21 protein-coding genes are annotated in these 21,892 nt (G+C 51.6%); 9 read left to right on the top strand and 12 right to left on the bottom strand.

Features of this window, described 5'->3' with window-relative positions; all coding sequences use genetic code 11:
* Window positions 1-81: 81 nt before the first annotated feature.
* Together HV345_RS17060 and HV345_RS17055 are read right to left on the bottom strand one after the other, a co-directional pair.
* Entirely contained in the window at window positions 82-660 is a 579-nt protein-coding gene (locus tag HV345_RS17060; protein ID WP_131380880.1) for a LuxR C-terminal-related transcriptional regulator, read from the bottom strand.
* Window positions 661-1,278: 618 nt separating this feature from the next.
* Entirely contained in the window at window positions 1,279-2,454 is a 1,176-nt protein-coding gene (locus HV345_RS17055; RefSeq protein WP_016152164.1) for a DnaJ family molecular chaperone, read from the bottom strand.
* 246 nt (window positions 2,455-2,700) lie between these two features.
* On the opposite strand from HV345_RS17055, the gene pheP reads away from it, so the two are divergent.
* The 5 genes from pheP (at window position 2,701) to HV345_RS17030 (ending at window position 8,752) form a co-directional block, all read left to right on the top strand.
* Complete coding sequence (gene pheP / locus HV345_RS17050; RefSeq protein ID WP_032931079.1) at window positions 2,701-4,095, top strand: phenylalanine transporter; 1,395 nt, start codon at window positions 2,701-2,703, stop codon at window positions 4,093-4,095.
* A 165-nt stretch (window positions 4,096-4,260) separates the two neighbouring features.
* Window positions 4,261-5,502 carry an MFS transporter gene (locus HV345_RS17045; RefSeq protein ID WP_181635849.1) on the top strand — a complete coding sequence of 414 codons (1,242 nt, stop codon included), beginning with the start codon at window positions 4,261-4,263 and terminating at the stop codon, window positions 5,500-5,502.
* 15 nt (window positions 5,503-5,517) lie between these two features.
* Complete coding sequence (locus HV345_RS17040) at window positions 5,518-6,546, top strand: sugar phosphate isomerase/epimerase (RefSeq protein ID WP_181635848.1); 1,029 nt, start codon at window positions 5,518-5,520, stop codon at window positions 6,544-6,546.
* Window positions 6,543-7,694 (top strand): Gfo/Idh/MocA family protein, encoded by a 1,152-nt coding sequence (locus tag HV345_RS17035; protein WP_181635847.1) that lies wholly within the window; start codon window positions 6,543-6,545, stop codon window positions 7,692-7,694. The genes HV345_RS17040 and HV345_RS17035 overlap by 4 nt, the downstream gene beginning before the upstream one ends.
* A gap of 77 nt (window positions 7,695-7,771) precedes the next feature.
* The gene (locus tag HV345_RS17030; protein ID WP_181635846.1) at window positions 7,772-8,752 is read left to right on the top strand and encodes a LacI family DNA-binding transcriptional regulator; all 981 of its coding nucleotides are present in this window, start codon (window positions 7,772-7,774) and stop codon (window positions 8,750-8,752) included.
* Window positions 8,753-8,755: 3 nt separating this feature from the next.
* Here HV345_RS17030 and HV345_RS17025 read toward each other — a convergent pair whose 3' ends face one another.
* The 4 genes from HV345_RS17025 to HV345_RS17010 all read right to left on the bottom strand — a co-directional run bounded on the left by HV345_RS17025 (window position 8,756) and on the right by HV345_RS17010 (window position 11,787).
* Window positions 8,756-10,000, bottom strand: coding sequence for a mechanosensitive ion channel family protein (locus tag HV345_RS17025; RefSeq protein WP_016152170.1), 1,245 nt, complete (start codon window positions 9,998-10,000; stop codon window positions 8,756-8,758).
* Window positions 10,001-10,064: 64 nt separating this feature from the next.
* The gene (gene nfsB / locus HV345_RS17020) at window positions 10,065-10,718 is read right to left on the bottom strand and encodes an oxygen-insensitive NAD(P)H nitroreductase (RefSeq protein WP_016152171.1); all 654 of its coding nucleotides are present in this window, start codon (window positions 10,716-10,718) and stop codon (window positions 10,065-10,067) included.
* Between the two features lie 119 nt (window positions 10,719-10,837).
* The gene (locus HV345_RS17015) at window positions 10,838-11,206 is read right to left on the bottom strand and encodes an MmcQ/YjbR family DNA-binding protein (RefSeq protein WP_115190851.1); all 369 of its coding nucleotides are present in this window, start codon (window positions 11,204-11,206) and stop codon (window positions 10,838-10,840) included.
* Entirely contained in the window at window positions 11,206-11,787 is a 582-nt protein-coding gene (locus HV345_RS17010; RefSeq protein WP_016152173.1) for a TetR/AcrR family transcriptional regulator, read from the bottom strand. Before HV345_RS17010 ends, HV345_RS17015 begins: the two co-directional genes overlap by 1 nt.
* Window positions 11,788-11,976: 189 nt before the next feature.
* On the opposite strand from HV345_RS17010, the gene HV345_RS17005 reads away from it, so the two are divergent.
* On the top strand, window positions 11,977-13,089 hold the full coding sequence (locus HV345_RS17005) for an MBL fold metallo-hydrolase (RefSeq protein ID WP_016152174.1): 1,113 nt from the start codon (window positions 11,977-11,979) through the stop codon (window positions 13,087-13,089).
* Window positions 13,090-13,106: 17 nt separating this feature from the next.
* Window positions 13,107-13,448 carry a RamA family antibiotic efflux transcriptional regulator gene (locus HV345_RS17000; protein WP_003021996.1) on the top strand — a complete coding sequence of 114 codons (342 nt, stop codon included), beginning with the start codon at window positions 13,107-13,109 and terminating at the stop codon, window positions 13,446-13,448.
* A 21-nt stretch (window positions 13,449-13,469) separates the two neighbouring features.
* Here the strand turns inward: HV345_RS17000 and HV345_RS16995 are convergent, their stop codons facing one another.
* Both HV345_RS16995 and HV345_RS16990 read right to left on the bottom strand, forming a co-directional pair.
* Window positions 13,470-13,718 (bottom strand): DUF1158 domain-containing protein, encoded by a 249-nt coding sequence (locus HV345_RS16995; protein ID WP_016152175.1) that lies wholly within the window; start codon window positions 13,716-13,718, stop codon window positions 13,470-13,472.
* 66 nt (window positions 13,719-13,784) lie between these two features.
* The gene (locus HV345_RS16990; protein ID WP_019076232.1) at window positions 13,785-14,903 is read right to left on the bottom strand and encodes a YbdK family carboxylate-amine ligase; all 1,119 of its coding nucleotides are present in this window, start codon (window positions 14,901-14,903) and stop codon (window positions 13,785-13,787) included.
* Between the two features lie 169 nt (window positions 14,904-15,072).
* On the opposite strand from HV345_RS16990, the gene HV345_RS16985 reads away from it, so the two are divergent.
* Window positions 15,073-15,777: a GNAT family N-acetyltransferase gene (locus HV345_RS16985; protein ID WP_103765988.1), complete on the top strand. Its 705-nt coding sequence runs from the start codon at window positions 15,073-15,075 to the stop codon at window positions 15,775-15,777.
* Between the two features lie 75 nt (window positions 15,778-15,852).
* On the opposite strand, the gene HV345_RS16980 is transcribed toward HV345_RS16985, so the two are convergent.
* Genes HV345_RS16980 through HV345_RS16965 form a run of 4 tightly spaced genes read right to left on the bottom strand, consistent with a single transcriptional unit; the run spans window position 15,853 to window position 20,620 of the window.
* Window positions 15,853-17,361 carry an FGGY family carbohydrate kinase gene (locus tag HV345_RS16980; RefSeq protein ID WP_181635845.1) on the bottom strand — a complete coding sequence of 503 codons (1,509 nt, stop codon included), beginning with the start codon at window positions 17,359-17,361 and terminating at the stop codon, window positions 15,853-15,855.
* Between the two features lie 32 nt (window positions 17,362-17,393).
* On the bottom strand, window positions 17,394-18,812 hold the full coding sequence (locus HV345_RS16975) for an L-fucose/L-arabinose isomerase family protein (RefSeq protein WP_181635844.1): 1,419 nt from the start codon (window positions 18,810-18,812) through the stop codon (window positions 17,394-17,396).
* 37 nt (window positions 18,813-18,849) lie between these two features.
* Window positions 18,850-19,797, bottom strand: a complete 948-nt coding sequence (locus HV345_RS16970) for a transketolase family protein (protein WP_181635843.1) — start codon at window positions 19,795-19,797, stop codon at window positions 18,850-18,852.
* Entirely contained in the window at window positions 19,790-20,620 is an 831-nt protein-coding gene (locus HV345_RS16965; RefSeq protein WP_016152181.1) for a transketolase, read from the bottom strand. The genes HV345_RS16970 and HV345_RS16965 overlap by 8 nt, the downstream gene beginning before the upstream one ends.
* Before the next feature lie 316 nt (window positions 20,621-20,936).
* Between HV345_RS16965 and HV345_RS16960 the strand changes: the two genes are divergently transcribed.
* The gene (locus HV345_RS16960) at window positions 20,937-21,887 is read left to right on the top strand and encodes a sugar-binding transcriptional regulator (RefSeq protein ID WP_047358065.1); all 951 of its coding nucleotides are present in this window, start codon (window positions 20,937-20,939) and stop codon (window positions 21,885-21,887) included.
* The last annotated feature ends 5 nt before the right edge of the window (window positions 21,888-21,892 follow it).

Below are 21,892 nucleotides of genomic sequence, written 5' to 3'. Positions count from 1 at the left end.
CCGTGCGATGCGGAATTAAAAAGTGAGCCGAAAGAAAATCTTTTAAATAATAACCGTGATAATTGTCCTTAAATAAGTCAGTTACGGCTGGCTATAGTGAGAAATGGTGTACTTGAGTCGGGAGTTATTTTTCCCGAGTTTTCTGGCAATGTTGCTTTTGTACGCCCCGATGGTTTTTTCACTTTTTTGTGATGCCCCAGCGATTTGAGTCAATGACCAACCCCGAGCAAGCATCATCATTACGTTAAATTCGTTTGCTGTGATTTTGTTATTTATTTCTTTGATATTAATTGGTTTTTTGTTTTGTGATATGTACGTCACGGCATGCAGTAACCGATCAAGGCTGGCGTCTTGATCGAGGAACAGCATGTTCCTCCCGCAAACGGTTTGAAAAATAGAAAAAGTAGCTTCATCTGCCAAAACAATAATTTTTGTGGCAGGGCGTAAAGCCATGTTGCGGATAATCCTGGCATATTTTAAAAAATCTGAGTTGTCAGGATTAATAATGATGCAATCCATTTCATAAGGGATTATGTTGACGGCAGAAAGCGTCTGAGAGGAGTAGTACGCGATATCAATATATAATGATGAACCACGTAGGATTTCTCGCATGCCTAGCCAGGGATAAATTGATTCACCCAAAAAAATAGCCTTAGACATAACGATCTCCTTGAAATTTTGGTGCAGGCGGTCGCCTCTTTTTTTAGGCTAAAAAAAGAGTTTCTTGCGACGCATGAAATGTTAATTAAATCTCGTATGACGTTCTTTGGTGTGAACGCATCCTTATTTATTGCAGATTCAACAGGTATTTTCTGTATTAATTTGAATCATTAACTATTCTTAAAGTAGATATTACACTTTGTTAAAATTTAAGATAAATCGTTTATTTCAGCTCTGAGTAAATGATTGATAGATTTCGCTTATGGATCACGCGAATAATGTTTCAGCCATTTCTATAAAGACAGGGTATTCCTATTTGTACTGGAGGGGATTTATATGAAAAATCTTATATTTCAAACAGATAACCATTCTTCTTAATGGGACTATTGGCAGGTAGGAGAATTCTTAATCAAGGCCAGGATAAAGAGAGAGGGAGAGCGGTGGGAGAGAGAAATATTGTCTTATTTGCAGTTATCGACCTAAAATTCGAGTATTTAAGTTGATAACTCTGACTTATCTTAATGGATAAGCATTTTGTGCTATTTTTATCATTTGGTGCTTAATCTTCAAACCTCCCTTGAAGATGTTGTATTTTCTGCTTGCTATCGCTGATAGAGCTTACCCCGCCAACAGCTCCTGCTCAACCTGTTGCACCTGTTGTTCCAGCGTATTGCGGATTTCCGTAAGCGCCCGTTGTTGATCGGAGAAGTAAGCCTCTTTATCCGTCACGGAGGTGGCAAGGCGCCAGGCGTTCTCAGCTTCCAGTTCGGTAATCTCTTTGAGCAGAGCGTTAATTTGTTCTCTGAGCTGCTGTATTTTGCTGCGTAAATGCTGCAGATCGTTCAATCGGTCACTCGCCATCATCGGTTCGAGGCCGCTTTGCAATTGAGTCAGTAGCGCCCGAACGGCAGCAAGGTCGGCATTTTGGCGCGCCTGGTTAAGCTGCACCATCATCTGATGCGCTTTCTCTTTCAGATCGTCCGCCACCACGTCCGGATGACAAAGACGGCTGGCCTGACGCCACAGGCGTTTTAACTCATTACGCTCTTCAGAAGAAAGTCGTTGGTCACGGCTAAAACGATGTTGCGCATCCTGCTGCTGCTCCTGATATTCATCATATTCATGGCTGGCTTCTTCCTGTGCCTGACGGGCTGCGCTGTCGTCCTGGCGAGAAAAGTCGTTTTCCAGCTCACGAATCTCCGCCAGCAGGGCGGTAATAAGCTCCGTTTGTTGCTGAATTCGTTGACGTGTTTCCACCGATTCGCGCGAATCTGAATTCTGGTTCATCCAGAGCTGCTTAAGCCTGGCCAGTTGATCAACAGCCTGGGAAATATAGTGCTGGCAGGATTGATAGTCTTGTTCCCGGCGTTTTCGCTCCGCTTCCTGTTTGCGCTGGGCGCTGGCGGCGAGCTGTTTACGCAACTCGAGGATCCGGCTCATCAGCGGCCCAAGGCGAAGATGATACAGATCGTTGAAATCATCGAGGATTTGAATGCGCGTGTTGCGCTTATCGATCAGGTCACGCAACTGTGTTTCGAGCGCTTTTAGTTCCAGTTTACTGGCGGCAATGGCAGGATCCTGCCACGTTGAGACTGCCCGTTGAGATTGCAGCCAGGCCGTGATTTCACGTAGGGCGTCACTAAAGCGCCGTGCTTCGAGCGCCTGAACGATGGCGCCTGGCAAGACTGACATAGGCTCATTTTTCAGATGATCTACCTGCTGGAAAATAATCTCCTCATCTTCCAGTTCAATAGCGCTTTTGACGATTTCCAGTCGTTTGATGATCTTATTCATGACAGTCGTTGCCTGGCCTGGCTCAAAAACGAGTGGCTGAAATACAGCGGGTTCACCCGTTTGAAAATGTTAGAAAAACAGTAAAGCGCATTCTGTGGCCTGCGATGCCTTTTCGTCCAGAATAATTCACTGTAATTATGAACAAACGCAATGCCACGGGCACAGCGGGTCCTTATTGCGCCTTGCGACAACCAGGTTGAAATGTTAAAAGAAGCCCCTTCAATAAAAACGACACAGGGGAAGGGCGTGAAAAACGCGTCAACTGCATCTGACACCAGCGTGTCTGATGCCGCGTCAACGAATGAGCCGACGCTTCAGAGGGGGTTGCAAAACCGCCATATTCAATTAATTGCGCTGGGCGGCGCAATTGGTACCGGCCTGTTTTTGGGCATTGGCCCGGCTATTCAGATGGCGGGACCTGCGGTGTTACTAGGTTACGGTGTTGCCGGGATCATCGCTTTTTTGATTATGCGTCAACTGGGCGAAATGGTGGTGGAAGAACCCGTTTCCGGATCGTTTGCCCATTTTGCCTATAAATACTGGGGACCGTTCGCGGGATTTCTGTCCGGCTGGAACTACTGGGTGATGTTTGTGCTGGTTGGCATGGCGGAACTGACCGCGGCTGGGATCTACATGCAGTACTGGCTGCCCGATGTCCCGACCTGGATTTGGGCCGCGGCATTCTTCGTGATCATCAACGCGGTTAACCTGGTCAACGTACGTCTGTATGGCGAAACGGAATTCTGGTTTGCGCTGATTAAAGTGCTGGCCATTATCGGCATGATTGGTTTTGGCGTGTGGATGCTGTTTTCCGGTCACGGCGGGGAACATGCAAGCATTGATAACCTGTGGCGTTACAACGGCTTTTTTGCCACCGGCTGGAACGGGTTGATTCTGTCGCTGGCGGTGATTATGTTCTCCTTTGGCGGACTTGAGCTTATCGGGATTACTGCCGCAGAAGCGCAGGATCCGCAGAAAAGCATTCCAAAGGCGGTAAACCAGGTGGTGTACCGAATTCTGCTGTTTTACATCGGTTCTCTGGTGGTGCTGCTGGCGCTGTACCCGTGGGTGGAAGTGAAATCCAACAGCAGCCCGTTTGTGATGATCTTCCATAATCTTGATAGCAACGTGGTGGCTTCAGCGCTGAACTTTGTCATTCTGGTGGCTTCGCTGTCGGTATATAACAGTGGCGTCTACTCTAACAGCCGTATGCTGTTTGGTCTCTCTGTCCAGGGGAACGCGCCGAAGTTCTTAACCCGCGTCAGCCGTCGCGGCGTACCGGTGAATTCACTGATCCTCTCCGGTGCTATTACGTCTCTGGTCGTACTGATCAACTATGTCCTGCCACAAAAGGCCTTTAGCCTGCTAATGGCGCTGGTTGTGGCGACGCTGTTGTTGAACTGGATTATGATCTGCCTGGCCCATCTGCGATTCCGGGCGGCGATGCGTCGTAAGGGACGTGACACGCAGTTCAAAGCGCTGCTGTACCCGGCAGGGAACTATCTGTGTATTGCTTTCCTTGGCATGATTCTGGTGCTGATGTGTACGATGGACGATATGCGCCTGTCAGCTATCCTCCTGCCGGTGTGGATCCTGTTCCTGTTCGTTGCCTTCAAACTGCTGTGTCGTAAGTCCCGCTAAGTTTCTACCGATCCCATCGTCAGGATGGGATCGGATCTTCTCTCAATGTTTATCGTGACCGCTCTCGCAATTTTGCCTTTGCTGGCAGGATCTTTATTTTGTAATCGATTACTTTTCTATTGAATCTATTTTGTAATCGATTACTTTTTAAAGGTGAGGCAAAAAATGGTGTCAACAACCGAAAGTAGTGGAAAACAGAACGTACAGTACCGGCTGCTGGTACCCCGGCTGTCGCTAATGATGTTCTTACAGTTCTTTATCTGGGGAAGTTGGTCCGTCACGCTGGGGCTGGTGATGAGCCAGCACAACATGTCGCTGCTGATTGGCGATGCGTTTTCAGCCGGGCCCATTGCTTCTATTCTGTCGCCGTTCGTCTTAGGGATGCTGGTAGACCGCTTCTTTGCCTCGCAAAAGGTGATGGCGGTGATGCACCTTGCAGGCGCGGCGATCCTCTGGTTTGTTCCGCAGGCATTGGTGGCGCAAAACGGTGCGCTGTTGATTGGTCTGCTGTTTGGCTACACGTTGTGCTACATGCCAACGCTGGCGCTTACCAACAACATTGCTTTTCATAGCCTGTCGGATAAAGACAAAACTTTCCCGGTGGTGCGGGTGTTTGGCACCATTGGCTGGATTGTCGCGGGGATTTTTATCGGCGTAACCGGAATCTCGGATACTACCGGAATCTTTACGCTGGCGGCGGTTATTTCTGTGATTCTGGCGCTCTACAGCCTGACGTTGCCCAACACGCCAGCACCGGCGAAAGGACTGTCGGTAAAAGTGCGCGATCTGTTTTGTGCGGATGCTTTCGCCTTACTCAAGGTTCGTCACTTTTTTGTCTTCTCGCTCTGCGCGACCCTTATTTCTGTACCGTTGGGAACCTATTACGCATATACCGCGTCGTTTCTTGCTGATGCGGGCGTTAGCGATGTCAGTACGGCGATGTCGTTTGGTCAGATGTCTGAAATTTTCTTCATGCTGGTGATCCCGTTCCTGTTCAGGCGTCTGGGCGTGAAATACATGTTGTTAATCGGGATGTGCGCCTGGTTTGTGCGCTACGCATTCTTTGCCCTCGGCATCAGCGAAGAGGGCCGATTCCTGCTGTATCTCGGCATTCTGCTGCACGGCGTGTGCTACGACTTCTTCTTCGTGGTCGGCTTTATTTACACCGATCGTATCGCCGGGGAGAAAGTAAAAGGTCAGGCGCAAAGCATGATCGTTATGTTTACCTATGGGATCGGTATGCTGCTTGGTTCGCAAATTTCAGGCGCACTTTACAACCGTCTGGTGGCGGGGCAAACGGTGCCTCAGGCATGGACCACATTCTGGTGGATCCCGGCAGTGGCTGCCGCAGTGATTGCCGTGATTTTCCTTTTCTCTTTCAAGTATGACGACAAAGAGCAGGCTTAATTTTCAGGAGGGGTTATGAAAACCATCAAGGGGCCTGGCATTTTTCTGGCGCAATTTATCGGGGATCGTCCCCCATTTAACACCCTGGAAGGCGTGGCAAAATGGGCGGCGGAGCTGGGCTATAAGGCATTACAAATCCCGTGTAATCACAAGTCGTTGTTTGATGTCGAACAAGCAGCCAGAAGTCAGGCCTATTGTGATGATATTCGTGGGATGCTGGCCGGGCATGGGCTGGTGATTAGCGAACTATCTACCCATCTTGAAGGCCAACTGGTTGCCGTCCATCCGGCTTACGATGACGCTTTTGACGGATTTGCTCCGCCATCTGTACGCGCTAATCCGCAGGCCAGGCAGGCGTGGGCCATCGAAATCCTCCACCAGGCCGCTGTGGCTTCGCAAAGGCTGGGGCTGACGGCGCATGCTACGTTTTCTGGTTCGCTCGCTTGGCCCTTCTTTTATCCGTGGCCACCGCATAACCGTCAGCGCTTTGAAGAGGCTTTTCTGGAGCTGGCGCGCCGCTGGAGACCCATTCTCGATCGCTTTGATCATCATGGGGTGGATGTTTGCTTTGAGATCCATCCCGGTGAAGACCTGCACGATGGCGTAACGTTCGAGCGCTTTCTGGCGCTGGTTAATCATCATCCTCGCTGCAACATTCTCTATGACCCGAGCCATCTGTTATTGCAGCAGATGGATTACCTTGGGTTTATCGATGTTTACCACTCGCGCATTAAAGCGTTTCACGTCAAGGACGCTGAGTACCATGCCAGTAGCCGCAGTGGTGTCTATGGCGGTTATCAGCCGTGGCTCGATCGCGCTGGGCGTTTCCGTTCCCTGGGGGACGGTCAGGTCGATTTCAAAACCATCTTCAGCAAGCTCACACAATATGATTTCCCTGGCTGGGCGGTACTGGAATGGGAGTGTTGCCTGAAAGACGCGCAAACCGGGGCGCGTGAGGGGAGCGATTTTATACGCCGCCACATTATTCCGGTTTCTTCACGCGCATTTGATGATTTCGCCGCTGGCGATGAGGTACGCAAATGATACAGGTTGGCATTATTGGCAGCGGTTTTATTGGGCCTGCACATATCGAGGCGTTGCGTCGACTCGGCGGTGTGAACGTGGTGGCGCTCTGCGATAGCTCGCTGGCGGTTGCCCAGGAACGTGCAGATGCTCTTCATATTCCTCACGCGTACGGCAGCGTTGAGGCGCTGCTGGCGCATCCCGGACTGCAGGTGGTGCATAACTGTACGCCGAATCATCTGCATGCCGACATCAATCGGCAGATTTTACGCGCGGGTCTGCACGTGTTTTCAGAAAAGCCGCTGTGTATGACGCCTGATGAGGCTCGTGAACTGGAAACGCTGGCGGAGCAGGTAGGAGTGGTGCACGGCGTGAGCTTTGTCTATCGTCAGTTTGCGATGGTACAACAGGCTGCCAGCATGGTCAGGCGCGGTAGCGTGGGGCGTCTGTTTGCCGTCCAGGGGAGCTATTTGCAGGACTGGATGCTGCTGGAAACTGACTACAACTGGCGGGTCGATGCCAAACAGGGCGGCAACTCACGGGCGGTTGCGGATATCGGTTCCCACTGGTGTGACACGGTGCAATTCGTCACTGGAAAACGTATTGTCGAGGTGATGGCCGATCTGGCTATCGTCTGGCCGGTACGAAAAGCCAGCATCGCCAGTAACGCTACGTTTGGCCAGCAAACGGCTGACCTGCAATTTGAGGATAAAGCGGTGACGACGGAAGATTGTGGATCGGTGCTGGTACGTTTTGACGATGGTAGCAAAGGCTGCTTTAGCGTTTCACAGGTGAGTGCCGGGCGCAAGAATCACCTGAGCTTTGAAATTAACGGTAGCCAGAGTTCACTGCACTGGGATCAGGAAACGCCGCAACAGCTTTGGATCGGGCACCGTCAGCAGGCGAACCAGATCCTGACGGATGACCCAGGATTGATGAATGCGGATGTTGCTGCCAGTGCGCACTTTCCGGGTGGGCATATTGAGGGCTGGCCGGATGCGTTCAAGAATATGATGCAGCAGTTCTATCAGGCGGTGCAGGCAGGCAAAATGCCCGCGACGGCGGGGCGTCGATTTGCGTCATTTTCTGATGGTGCGGATGTGATGTATATCATTGATGCGATTATAAAAAGCCATCAGCAGCAGCGCTGGGTATCAGTGCAGCGCTAAACACGCACCCGGTTCGCCGGGCAGTGATTTTATGGTAGCCTCAACGTAAAGCCTAAACCGCAGGACTTGTCGTCGTTATGTCTATTCAAAAAATCGCCCAGCTTGCCGGTGTGTCGGTGGCGACGGTATCGCGTGTGCTGAATCACAGTGATACCGTCAAAGCCAAAAATCGCGAGCGCGTGCTTCAGGCTATTAAAGAAAGCAATTATCAGCCCAACCTGCTGGCTCGTCAGCTGCGTACGGCACGCAGTTCGATGATTCTGGTGATGGTTTCCAACATTGCCAACCCTTTTTGTGCAGAGGTTGTTAAAGGCATTGAAGAAGAGGCGGAAAAGAATGGCTATCGCATTTTGCTGTGTAATTCCGGCTCGGATACCGCCCGCTCAAAATCGGCGCTAAAGCTGCTGTCTGGGAAAATCGTTGATGGCATTATCACCATGGATGCATTCTCAAAATTACCGGAACTGACCACGCTGATTGGCGACGCTCCCTGGGTTCAGTGTGCGGAATATGCTGATAAAGGCGCGGTTTCCTGCGTAGGGATTAACGATGTTGACGCTGCGCAGTCGGTAATATCTCACCTGGTGGAAAAGGGCTATCGACGCATTGCGCTGATCAATCATGATCTGAGTTATAAATACGCCCGGTTGCGCGAACGCGGCTATAAAGCGGCGCTGCATGCGCTGTCGCTTGAGTATCAGGCCGTAGAATACGCCAGGGAATTAAGTTCCAGCGCAGGAATTGCGGCGATGAAAACATTGCTTGCCGCAGAGGTGAAACCCGACGCGGTGTTTGCCGTATCGGACACGCTGGCCGCTGGCGCGATGCGTGCTATTTTCAATGCCGGATTACAGATCCCGCAGGATATCGCCGTAGTGGGATTCGACGGTACGGAACTGGCAGAAATGGTTTCCCCACAGCTTTCGACCATTGAGCAGCCCTCGCGGGATATAGGCCGCAAAGCGGTAGGATTGCTGCTGAATAAAATAGAAAATCCTGACGCGCAGACGGAAAGGGTGATGATGGACTGGCGCTATATTTCACGCGCCAGTACCTGAGCGTTAGCGTTGAAATGCGCCTGACAGCGCGCGAATATCATTTCCGGTGGGTGACTGATGAATGCGCAAGCCAAATTCTTCGATCACGGCGAATATATGGTCGAAAATATCAGCCTGAATACTTTCATATTCCAGCCAGACCACCGTATTGGTAAAAGCATAAATTTCGATCGGTAAACCGTGATCGTCTGGCGCAAGCTGGCGCACCATTAACGTCATATCTTTGCGAATCCGCGGATGATGACGCAAATATTCGTTCAGATAGGCGCGGAAGGTGCCAATATTCGTCATCCGACGGTGGTTTAATACCGATTCAGGCGCATCTAACTGCTGATTCCACTCGTCAATTTCCTGATGGCGCGTGGTCAAATACGGTTTCAGCAGGTGCGCTTTATGCAGCCGCTGACGCTCATCCTCATCAAGAAAATGAATGCTGGTAGCATCAATGCTGATGCTGCGTTTAATGCGTCGCCCACCGGAAGCCGACATCCCACTCCAGTTTTTAAAAGAGTCCGATACCAGTGACCAGGTTGGGATAGTGGTGATGGTGTTATCCCAGTTGCGCACTTTTACGGTGGTTAAGCCAATATCAATCACCGCGCCATCTGCGCCGTATTTAGGCATTTCCAGCCAGTCACCCAACTTCAACATATCGTTGGCTGAAAGCTGTATTCCGGCCACCAGCCCGAGGATCGGATCTTTAAACACCAGCATTAACACGGCGGCCATGGCACCCAGACCGCTTATCAATATTGCCGGTGACTGACCAATCAGCAGGGAAATCATCAATATTCCGACGACAATAGCGCTGATGAGCTTGATGCCCTGAAATATGCCTTTTAGCGGCAATTGCGATGCGGCAGGGAATTTTTGCGACAGATTGAGAATGACGTCCAGCAGGGAAAACAAGGACAACAGGGCGTACATCATGATCCACAGCTGTGCGCAGGTTACTAATATTTCTGCTGCTTCACTGCCTTTCTGTAACCAGAGTGCGGCCTGTATATTGACAATGATACCCTGCAGGGTGAATGCCAGCCGGTGAAATAACTTGTTCTGCGTGATGATTTGTAGCCACAGGCGGGAGCTGGCGTTGGCGCGCTTTTCAAATGCGCGTAATACCACCCAGTGCAAAATAACGTGAACAATAATGGCGGTGATAAAAATAATGCCAAAAATCATTACCAGTGAGGTGGTGTGATTTATTTCAATGCCGAGTTCTTCTACCTGAGATATCAATTCCTGCATAACGTCTCCTTAATAAACAGCGGTCTATGATGACCGCTGTGTAGAGCTTATGCAAATGCGGGGATTAAACTTCCGTCAGTGTTGTTTCCAGCGGCAGACGAGATTTTGGCAGCGCGGCGTTGAAATCTTCTACGCTGTGATGACCCACCGGGACCACAACTACGCTGGTGAAACCTTTTTCTTTCAGGCCAAATTCTGCATCCATCACCGCCGCATCGAAGCCTTCGATCGGCACCGCATCCAGACCCATCGCCGCCACGCCCAGCAGGAAGTTACCGACGTTCAGATACACCTGTTTTGCCATCCAGTGGTTGTCATCTTTCAGCTCTTTGCGATGCATGTCGGCAAAGAAGGTGCGGCCTTTGTGGTTTGCGGCTTTGGCTTCAGGGGTGGCGAAACGGCCATCGCGCTCTTCTTGATCCACCACGCGCTCCAGCCAGGCATCGTCCATCGCCGTTTTGGCGCAGAACACCACGACGTGGGAAGCATCCAGCATTTTACGTTCGTTGAATACAAAGCCGCCGGCTGCGGATTTCGCTACGCGCGCTTTACCTTCGTCAGTGCTGGCAACGATAAAGTGCCACGGCTGAGAGTTGGTGCTGGACGGACTAAACTGCAGCAGCGTTTTTAATTTTTCGGCCTGCTCAGCGGTCAGTTTTTTATTCGGATCGAATGCCTTAGTGGAGTAACGTTTTAAGGCGACAGAAACAATATCCATAACTACTCCTGGTGATTTTTCATACCCTGCGGGTGCGTTTTGTTTCAGTAGGGTACAGGGTTAGCAAGAAAAAGATAAGACAGGAAAATGCAAAAACACTTATCGGAGTTAACGATAAATCAACCTGGACGCAGGCGTTTTTGATCCCGCTTCGCCAGGCCGTCTACGACGCGATGCCATGAATCATTTACCAACTCCGTCAGTAATGACTCGGTAATGTCGTCGCCTGGGTAGACCGATATCCAGTGCTTCTTATTCATGTGATAGCCGGGTTTAATGCTGGGGTAGATCTGCTGGTTTAACAGTGACTTTTGCGGATCGGCTTTCAGGTTAACCAGCGGGCGTCCGCGAAGCTCTGAGACCAGCATAAAAATTTTGCCGCCGACTTTGAAGACATCGTATTCCGGGCCGAATGGCCAGCAGTGCTCGGTAAAAGGCAGTTCGAGCGCAAGGCGCTTTGCACAGGCATGTAAGGTCTGGCCGTCCATTATTTTTCCTCACGGGTGAGTGCGCGCCACATCGCCTCAAATCCCATCGAAATATATTCTTTTGCGCGAGCCGCGTCGCGGGCGGCGAACTCCATGGTGGTCTCTGCCAGAGAAAGAAACAGCGCGTCGCCAAAGGCGCGATACTCGTCAGACATAAACTCAGGTCGTACGGAGCGATGACAAAGATCGCGCAGTTCCGGGAACATATCGTCAGCCTGCTGTTCCGTTTCTTTACTGATTTTCTCGCTGACGGCCAACTGACGAATCGTGCGATGCCCGCAGGTATGGTTCAGGCCCCAGCTAATGTAGCTGTTCCAGATGTAGTGAGTCATGGTTTTGGCATCGGTCACCGATCGATCCAAATTTGCCATCATCGACTGACAAAGGTCTTGCTTCAAAAAGAGGTAAAGCTCGTTGATCAAATCATCTTTGGTCGCGAAATAGCGAAACAACGTCCCCTCCGCAACCCCTGCATTGCGGGCTATCACGGCGGTAGATGCCGCAATGCCTGATTGTGCAAATGCTGTGGTTGCAGCTTCCAGTAATGCCAGTTTTTTGTCTTCACTCTTCGGACGAGCCACTACACTTTACCCTTAAGTCTGTAAAAAACATGATTGAATCACGGCCTTTGCAGCACCGCAACGGCGAATGTCAAAGATTGAAAATCATCTTGACGGCGAACTTTCGATTTCTATAATGAGTGCTTACTCACTCATAATCAAGAGTCAGTCGCGCAAACCAGCGGAAAGGGGCGCGTTTAAGGTCAGGATATGAAGCGTCTCACAGTTTGTGTGGTTGTTATTATGCTTATTGCCGCAGCTGCAAGTTTACCGTTTGTACTCAATGCCGGGTTTGGTCAGGCCCCGCAAGGGGCACAACTGAGTTTGGTTGAACAGTCACCTCACTATCGTGATGGACAGTTTCATAACCAGGTGCCGACACCGGGCTATACCGGCAACAAAGGCATGCTGGCGGCCTGGTGGGAGTTTCTGGTCGCTAAGCGTGATAATGCGCGCCCGGCGCAGCCGTTACCGCTGGTGGCAACCGATCTCGCCGGACTTTCGCCACAGCAGGATACTCTGGTCTGGCTGGGCCACTCCTCATGGTATTTGCAGCTGGCGGGTCAACGTATCCTGATTGATCCGGTATTTAGCAATTATGCCGCACCGTTTTCATTCCTGAACAAAGCCTTTGCCGGGGATTATCCGTGGACTGCGCAGACGATGCCGGAGATCGATCTGCTCATTATCTCGCACGATCACTATGACCATCTGGATCTCGCCACTATCAAGGCGTTAATGCCGAAAATTAAGCGAGTGATTACGCCGCTCGGCGTAGGGTCGCATCTGCGTTACTGGGGGATGCGCAGCGAGATAATCGAAGAGCGGGACTGGAATCAGTCCGTCAGAGTGACGGATTCGCTGATCGTTCATGTGCTGCCTGCCCGTCATTTTTCGGGGCGCGGTATCAAGCGCAACCAGACGCTATGGGCGAGCTTCATGTTCGAAACGCCGGAGCAGAACGTTTATTACAGCGGAGATTCCGGCTATGGACCGCATTTTAAAGCCATCGGTGAGCAGTTTGGCTCGGTTGATTTGGCGATTATGGAGAACGGTCAATATGACCAGGACTGGAAGTTTATTCACATGATGCCTGAAGAGACGGCGCAGGCTGCGGCCGATCTGCATGCGAAAGCCGTGTTGCCAGGGCATGCCGGCCGTTTCGTTCTGGCGAAACATACCTGGGATGATCCCTACAAACGACTGGCGCTTGCCAGCCGTCGTCAGGATTACCGACTACTGACGCCAATGCTGGGTGAACCGGTAATACTGTCCGAACCGGACCAACCGTTTACGGCCTGGTGGCAACAGGCGACTCAATGAATACAGGGGAGAGCATGATGACGATTTCTGCTCAGGTCATTGATACGATTGTTGAATGGATTGATGATAATTTGAATCAGCCATTGCGCATTGATGATATTGCACGCCATGCGGGATATTCCAAATGGCACCTGCAGCGTCTTTTTATGCAGTACAAAGGCGAAAGCCTCGGGCGCTACATCCGCGAGCGTAAGCTGCTATTGGCGGCGCGCGATCTACGCGATACCGACCAGAAAGTGTATGACATCTGTTTGAAATACGGATTCGATTCGCAGCAGACCTTTACGCGAATTTTCACCCGTACGTTCAGCCAGCCGCCGGGCGCGTATCGCAAAGAAAATCATAGCCGAACGCATTAACGGCAAAGGGTTCTCGCGGGCCTAATCCGCCAGCGAGAACCAGCGCCGCCAGATAAAACGCAGTACAAAATATTCAATCACCCCCAGCAGTAAAAACCACAGACAAAACAGCAAAGTATAAAATTGGTTGAGATCCATCAGATGAAAGGTGGCGACGAGTTTTTGTGCCAGCACAATGCCCAGTGAGGGGGCGGGCAGCAGCAGGCAAGACAAAAAAGCCAGCAGCAGGATCCCTGCGGCGGTCATCAGTGATTCAAGCGGGTGTTTCATGGCATTGTTAAACTTGAGTTAAAAAGCCATTGTCCGGGATCTCTGTGGGCAACGCAAACGCCACGCTTACAACCCGGCCCAAATCTCACAATGTTTTTTCACCAGACCACTCAGAGATCCGCCATCGGCGACAAAATCACGCATGCTCTGCGCTTCATCATGACCATTTTTAACCTGCAGGCGTAAGGATTCAATCGCGCTGGTCGCGCCTACTTTGTCCGCAGAAGCGGCGACATTCTCCAGTAGCCGTAGCGTGTCATCTGACAGGCGGTGCCCATCGCCGGTATTGACGTCGGTGATGATTCCCGCCATGCCAAAGCGGCAGGCCTGAAAACGGTTAAATTTATACAGCAGGTAATCACGCTCCTGGTGCTTGAATGGCCGTTTAGTGAGCAACCAGTGGGCGGTAGCTTGAATAAGTCCCGCCATATTGACTGCGTGTTCAAGGGTTAGCGGAGTGTCCATGACGCGAACCTCTACCGTACCAAAGTGCGGGCTGGGGCGGATATCCCAGTGTAAATCTTTAATGCTATCAATCATGCTGGTGTAAGCCAGTCGACGAAATAACCCCTCGAATTCCTGCCAGTTATTCACCCACGGCATCGGGCCATTATCGGGAAATCCAGAGAAAATATTCAGCCGCGCGCAGGCAAACCGCGTGTCGGACGTTTGCATATAAGGCGAGGCGGCAGAGAGCGCAATAAAATGGGGAACAAATCGCGACAGGCCGTGCAGGAGGTAAATAGCATCATCGCCGTTTGCGCAGCCGATATGCACATGTTGGCCGAATACCGTCGCCTGCTGAATAAGATAGCCAAAATTTTCCAGGTTGCGCCGATAGCGTTCGTCATCGCAGACTTCCTGACGTTGCCATTTTTGAAACGGATGCGTACCGCCGCCACAGATGGCGAGGTGATGCTCGGCAGCAACCCGTGAGATTATCTGCTGCATGGCGGATAATTCAGCACTCGCCTGGTCGATATTGCGACAAACCCCGGTCGCCATCTCCAGCATACTTTCAGTGATATCGTGCTTTACTTCTCCGGCGGTGAGCTGCGGCTTTACGGCGTCAATCAGTCGGGAAGAGTCCTGGCTCAGGTCGTAGCCCGGAGGATTGACCACCTGCATTTCCAGTTCAATGCCTAACGTAAAAGGGTCAGAAACATGAAAATCGGGTAGGGACATAGTGTTCTCTTCAGCGTTGATTTTTAATCAGTATAGACGCGTCATCTTGCAAGCTGCATATAGAAGGGCCGCTGAATTTCTGTTCGATGTCAGAAATCCCCCCGCGATGCTTTGACGGCGAAATGGCCGGTGTTATAACTATTTTTTACTTCGCAACAGGGGTTGAATCGTGCCGGAAATTAATCTTTATGGACAGACCGTCGGCGATATTGTGCCTGACTGGAATGGTGCCGCCGTACTGCCGCGGGAAGAACTTGCAGGGCAATATTGTCGACTGGTTCCCCTGGATGCCGACAGCCATGCCGCCGATCTGTTTGATGCTTACGCGCAGGCGCCAGACGATCGCGACTGGACCTGGCTTGCAAGTTCTCGCCCCACGAGCGTTGAGGCCACAGCTTGCTGGGTAGAGGGCAAATCCACGGATGCATCTCTGGTTCCCTATGCTGTCATTGAACAGCGTTCCGGTCGTGCGGTGGGACTGGTGTGCTTTATGGCGATCGAACGGGAGCATGGTTCGGTTGAAATTGGTCATGTAACCTGGTCACCGCGCATGAAAAATACGGTACTCGGCACCGAAAGCATCTGGCTGTTGCTGCGCCAGGCGTTTGCGTTGGGCTATCGTCGCGTGGAGTGGAAATGTGACTCTCTGAACACGGCTTCCCGTCGGGCGGCGGAGCGCCTTGGGTTTATCTTCGAAGGACGTTTTCGCCAGAAGATTGTGCGCAAGGGGCGTAATCGCGACAGCGACTGGTTATCGATGATTGATAGTGAATGGCCCCAGTGCGACGCTGTTTTGCAGCGCTGGCTGGCTGCCGACAACTTCGATGAAAAAGGGCAGCAACGCCGATCTCTGGCGGCGTGTCAGCAACAGTAGCTCGCTTTTGAAGAATTAACAGTGCGCCCACAGTCAGTTATGGCTGCGGGCGCATTTATCATTAGCGTTGATTTATTAACGGGTTTGCCAACGGGTGCGTTCGACGGCTCCTTGCCATTCATGCCAGCGTTTTTGCAATCTCCCATGGCGCGCCATGTTTGGCTGGAACGCTACGTGTTCGGGCAGATAATCTCGCAACTGGCTGGTAGATGCACCTTGCAGCTTCTTGCGTGCCAGCAATCCGGCACCGATAGCGGAAAGTTCAGGGATATCGCCGCGCATCACCGGACAGCCCAATAAATCGGCTTGATACTGCATTAGCCAGTCATTTTTTGTTGGCCCGCCATCAACCATTAACGCGCTGAGTCGAAAACCGTTGTGCTGGCGCATCGCTAAAACAACATCGGCAATCTGATAGGTAATCGACTCCAGTGCCGCACGTACCAGATGTGCGCGTTTCACTCCGCGGCTGAGACCGTGAATCAACCCCCGGGCATCTTCATCCCACCAGGGCGCGCCCAGCCCGGTAAGGGCCGGAACAAAATAGACGCCCAGCGTGGAGTCAACCGTGGCGGGCAGCGTATTGAGCTCATGAAGCAGTTGCTCTTCCGGTAATTCGCTAAGACCTGTGCTATCGGCCATCCATGCGACGGCATCTCCCGTATGCGGAATATTACCTTCCAGTCCGTAGACCAGGGTGTCACCGTCATGCCAGGCTATGGTCGTTGCCAGCGCGCTCACCTCGGACTGCGCCGAGAATACGGGAGCCATAACGGAAGATCCGGTACCATAGGTCGCTTTGACGCAGCCTTCCATACCCAACCCATGGGCAAAAAGCGCAGCATGAGAGTCGCCAATCATCGCCAGAATAGGGATTCCATCAGGTATCCTCTCCAGACCTTTTGTTACGCCAAAATGGTGGCTGGAAGGGCAAACTTCGGGTAACGCCTGCTGCGGAATACCGAATAGATCCAACATCTCGCTATCCCATTGTCCGCTGTTGAGATTGAGCAACTGCGTGCGTGAAGCGTTGGAGATGTCGCAACGAAATTCCTTGCCGTGCGTTAAGTTCCACAGTAACCAGCTATCGATGGTCCCGAGACATATTTCCCCTTGCTGTGCGAGCGTCATACCGTTGGGAACTGATTCCAGCAGCCAGCGCATTTTAGAGGCGGAAAAGAGTGGGGCAACGGGTAATCCGGTGATGGATTTTATGTACGCCTCGTGTCCCTGTTCACGTAATGCACGGCAAAAATCGGCCGTGCGCGAACATTGCCAGGTGATAGCAGGGCCGAGAGGGCGACCGCTGGCACGATACCAGCCTATCGCCGTTTCACGTTGATTGCTGATCGCCAGCGCTGCGACGCGTTGTGCGCCGACGCAGGTAATGGCTTGTGCCACAACATCCAGCGATGCGTCCAGAAGTGCATCACCTGACTGTTCAACCCAGCCTTCACGGGGCGTGTGGATCGCCAGCGCGCGGGAGAACTTCGCGACCACGTTTCCCTGACCATCCAGCGCTACGGCTTTGGCATTGGTGGTGCCTTCATCAAGCGCAATAATAATGTCTTTTTGTGCTGACATTGTTTTCTCCAGCCCTTCGGTTTCCCTGAGTATTAGCGATGGAAAAAGGTATCCACCCCGAGATAGCGGGTGAAAGCTTCATGCAGTACCTCTGCGCTGGCGGAATGGTTCATTGCCACGTGATGCTCAAAGCCATTACGACAAATCCAGGCCAGTAGATTCTCCAGATGAGGCACCTGGATTACCGCTCGGCAGCCGACAGTGTCCAGCGGATCGTCAACCGATAGCCCTTCACCAACGTAGGCTTTGATTTCGCCGGTTAAATCGTCGGTACTCAGGCGGAAGTAGGTCAAGGCACCGCTTTTCATACGACCATGAACTGCACCGCAGGTGTTCTCTTTACCGACGGTGGTACCGATGATATCCGCCGTCCCCATCTTCGGGCTGTTCAGACTGGCTGATGCGAAATTACCGCAGTGAAAAAGAACGCATTTATCACGATCGTCGCCGAAATTATTGTTCCAGTCGGCAATGGATGCTGGACTTAAGTTACTGCTGGCGAGGGCGTACATTGACAACGCGCCCATCACATCCACTTCGCAGGCACTGGGCATTAACTGCCCGGACATCACGCTCATGATTGAGCACACGTTGATGCCTAAATTTTCCTGCAGCGAGGTCCAGCACTGGATGGCAGTCGTATCAATATCATTAGCGATGACCCATTCGCTGATAACGACAAACAGTTTTGCCATGGTGACCAGTTTGTCGGCTGGAATGGTGCTGGCGTCGGCGTTATCCATCAACAGGCGGCGTTTTTCATCCACCCGGATATCGTCGTCGCGCAGTCGTTTGATGCGGGTAAAGACTTCAGACAGATCCAGTGTTTCAACGGCAATACCCAGTCTTTCGAGCAATTTTTCGCTGTAACGGACGGTATTAAACCCGGCTGGACGTGCGCCGATAGCGCCGACGCGAACTCCGCGCATGCTGGCGACCACGCGACAGATTTGTTCGAAACGTTTCAGGTCTTGTGCAAACACCTCGCCTGACAGGTCGCAGACATGCTGGGTGGTTAGCGTAAACGGAATACCGTACTGGCGCATGTTATTGCACAGGGAGATCTTGCCGCAGAAGCTGTCACGGCGAGTGGCAAGCCCCATTTTATCCAGGTTGTCTTCCTGCGCCTGGATCAGAACCGGGACATCTAAACCGGAAAGTCTCAGCGTTTCCGCTATCGCTTTTTCATCGCCAAAGTTCGGCAGTAGTACCACCACACCGTGAATCTTGTCGCGGTGAGCGCGGAAAAGTTCAGCACAAACTTTCGCATCCTGACGGGTTTCAACACCGCCGAGTTCTGTCTGCGTTTCGTTGAGCATTATGGTGTTAATGCCCAGCCGCTCAAAGAGCACGCTGGCTTGTTCGCGGGCTTCAGCAACCAGATAGCTCGGGAAAAATCCCCGATTGCCAATAATCACCGCCATGGTCAACTGATGAGGAATTCGTGACATCGCTTTCTCCAGTAAGTGTTCTGTTGTTGTTATTGTTTTATCGTGTTGCCAGCAACAGTGCGGTGGCGTTTTTCACGACACCCGCCGCGTCAATTTCATGGCGTGCGCGCGTTGCTGCACGATCGGCTGCGATTGCATATTGGCCATCGGCAATCCCCAATCTACGCAGTGGAATGGCACAGCCAGCTTCTGCCAGCACTTCAGCCACCAGACTTCCCACGCCGCCATTAATGTTATGTTCTTCCACGCTAACCACTGCCTTGCAGTGGGTTAAAGCTGCCAGTAGCTGTTGGGTATTGCAGGGACGAATTGACGGTACACTGATTACGCTGGCGTCAATACCCGCCTGTTCCAGCACTGTGGCAGCCTCGACAATTTCATGCACAGTTGAGCCCATTGCCACCAGTGCGACATCTTTTCCTTTGCGCAAAATATCGATATTACCCGGCGCGAACTGGTAGTTTCCGTCGTGTAATTCGGGTAAGGCTTTGCCATCCAGGCGAATATAAACCGGACCTATGTGGCTTAAGGCGTAATCGAGAATCTGTCGGCATTCCACCGGACAGGACGGGGCGTAAATCTCAATATTGCCAAAACCGCGTAGCACGGAAATATCATCAATGCTGTGGTGCGTACTGGCGAGCGGTCCGTAGCTGGCCCCTGCGTTCAGGCCAATCAACTTCACGTTGGTATTGTTGTAGCAAATGTCGACTTTAATTTGCTCATTGGCCCGTGAAATCAAGAAGGGCGCAGCGTTACAGGTGACGGCGATTTTACCGCCCAGCGCCAGTCCGGCAGCAGCACCGACCAACGTCTGTTCGGCAATACCCACGTTGACCAGACGACCGGGAAATTCCTTCATAAATGGGGCGATTTTGGCTGTTGATGTTGAGTCAGCCACCACCGGCACAACATCCATTCCACGTTTGACCGCGGCAATTAACGTGTTCACCATGACGGTGGCGAGGTGTTCGCTATTACGCATCTTTCAGTTCCTCCAGCGCCAGTTCAACTTCTTCTCCTTTTGGCACGCGGTGGTGCCATTCCGGGCGGCCCTGGATAAAAGAGATCCCGGCTCCTTTGGTGGTGTGTGCAATGACGACATATGGCTTGCCTTCAGGGGTTAATCCTTCCAGCGTGCGCACCACATCGCTCATATCGTTCCCGCGACACTCTGTGACTTGCATACCGAAGGCTCGCCATTTTTCATCCAGCGGATCGGTGTTCATGATCTCTTTGGTTGATCCGGCAAGCTGGAGGTTATTTTTGTCGTTGATGATAATCAGGTTATCCAGTTTATAGTGGGCAGCGACCAGTGCTGCTTCCCAGTTGCTGCCTTCGGCCAGTTCACCATCACCGGTGACGACAAACACCCGGCGTTTGCTGTTGCTGCGTTTAGCCGCCAGCGCAATCCCTACTGCAACCGGCAGACCGTGACCAAGAGCTCCGGTATTCAATTCAATTCCTGGCGTTTTATGTTTTACCGGATGCCCCGGCAGATGCGAATCAGCGTGTTGATAGGTCGCCAGCCAGTCCACAGGAATAAAACCGGCTTCAGCCAAGACACAGTAGTAACCGCCCACAGCGTGACCTTTTGACTGGATGTAGATATCGCGCTCGTCGCTCTCTTTAATCTCCGGGGAGCAATTCAGGATGCGAAAATAGAGTGCTGTCAGCAGTTCAACCTGCGACAGGTCTGCGCCAGTGTGCCCGCCAGCCGGGCTTTCAGCATTCAACACGATAATGCGGCGACGCACGGCACGTGCTTTCTTTTCTAGCTCTGGTATTGAGAGCGAAAACGGATTCATAAGACACCTCTTGAATGTTTAATCTTGAATGAATAAATATTCCATGTGAGTGCAGTAGTGCAACTGTCTCTCTACCCACTACGTAATCTGCAGATAAAACAGTCAGTCGTTATTGGTTAGAATAAATATTCACTACTGATTTATTATTCACGATTAAAGATATGCCTTGTCTGGCGGTTTGTCTACGGCTTGTGCCACCAAATTTTGGAGAAAAGAGAAAAGGATCACACTAACGTGATAACTGGAAAGGTACTGATGACTTGTTATCTATTCAGGTATGAATAAAAATAACAGGAAGTTTATCAGAGGGAATGCCATGTCAAAGCAGGATGAACAGCGGTTGCTGGTTAAGATTGCCACGCTTTACTACGCCGAAAATAAAAAACAGTCTGAAATCGCCACGCTGCTGCATTTGTCGCAGTCCTTTGTCTCCCGTGCTTTAACGCGTTGTCAGAAAGAAGGGCTGGTGAAAATCACCGTCGTACAGCCGACCAATATCTTTGTGGCGCTGGAAAAAGCCATTGAAGAGCAGTTTGGTATTCGTCAGGCGATTGTCGTGGATGTCGGTGACAACCCTAGCAATACGCAAATTAAGCATGCTATTGGCAGTGCGGCGGCGCATTACGTTGAAACCCGCTTGCGAGCCGAGGACCTGGTTGGAATTTCCTCCTGGAGTAGCACCATTCGCTGTATGGTCGATGAGATGCACCCGCAAAATATCCGTGCGGCGGGGGTGATCCAACTGCTGGGCGGCGTAGGGCCGAATGGTAACGTGCAGGCCACGATTCTTACGCAACAGTTGGCAGCGCACCTTGGCTGTCCGGCCTGGCTGCTGCCTTCACAAAGTATTGAGCATTCGGTTGAAGAGCGTACACGGTTGGTTAACAGCCCTGACGTTGCCGCGGTGGTTGAAAAGTTTGCTGAAGTGGATGTGGCAATTGTCGGTATTGGCGAACTGGAGCCTTCTCAATTGCTGAAAAACTCAGGCAACTACTACAACGAAGAAATGTTGCGACTGCTCGCCGAGCGCGGCGCAGTAGGCGATATCTGTCTGCATTATTACGATGCAGCAGGTAACCCGGTACTCAGCCATGAGGAAGACCCGGTCATCGGAATGGAGCTTTCGCAGATCCGGGAGTGTAACCACGTGATTGCTTTGGCTGGTGGTGTGGAAAAACAGAATGCGATACGCGGGGCATTGCAGGGGAATTATATTGACGTATTGATCACCGACTACCCGACAGCCCGCAGTCTGGTGAAAGGGTGATGTCA

The sequence above is a fragment of the Citrobacter sp. RHBSTW-00986 genome, assembly GCF_013783065.1.
Lineage (GTDB): Bacteria > Pseudomonadota > Gammaproteobacteria > Enterobacterales > Enterobacteriaceae > Citrobacter > Citrobacter braakii.
Note: the sequence above shows the minus strand (reverse complement) of the source record. Positions and strands in the feature narration are given on the sequence as shown.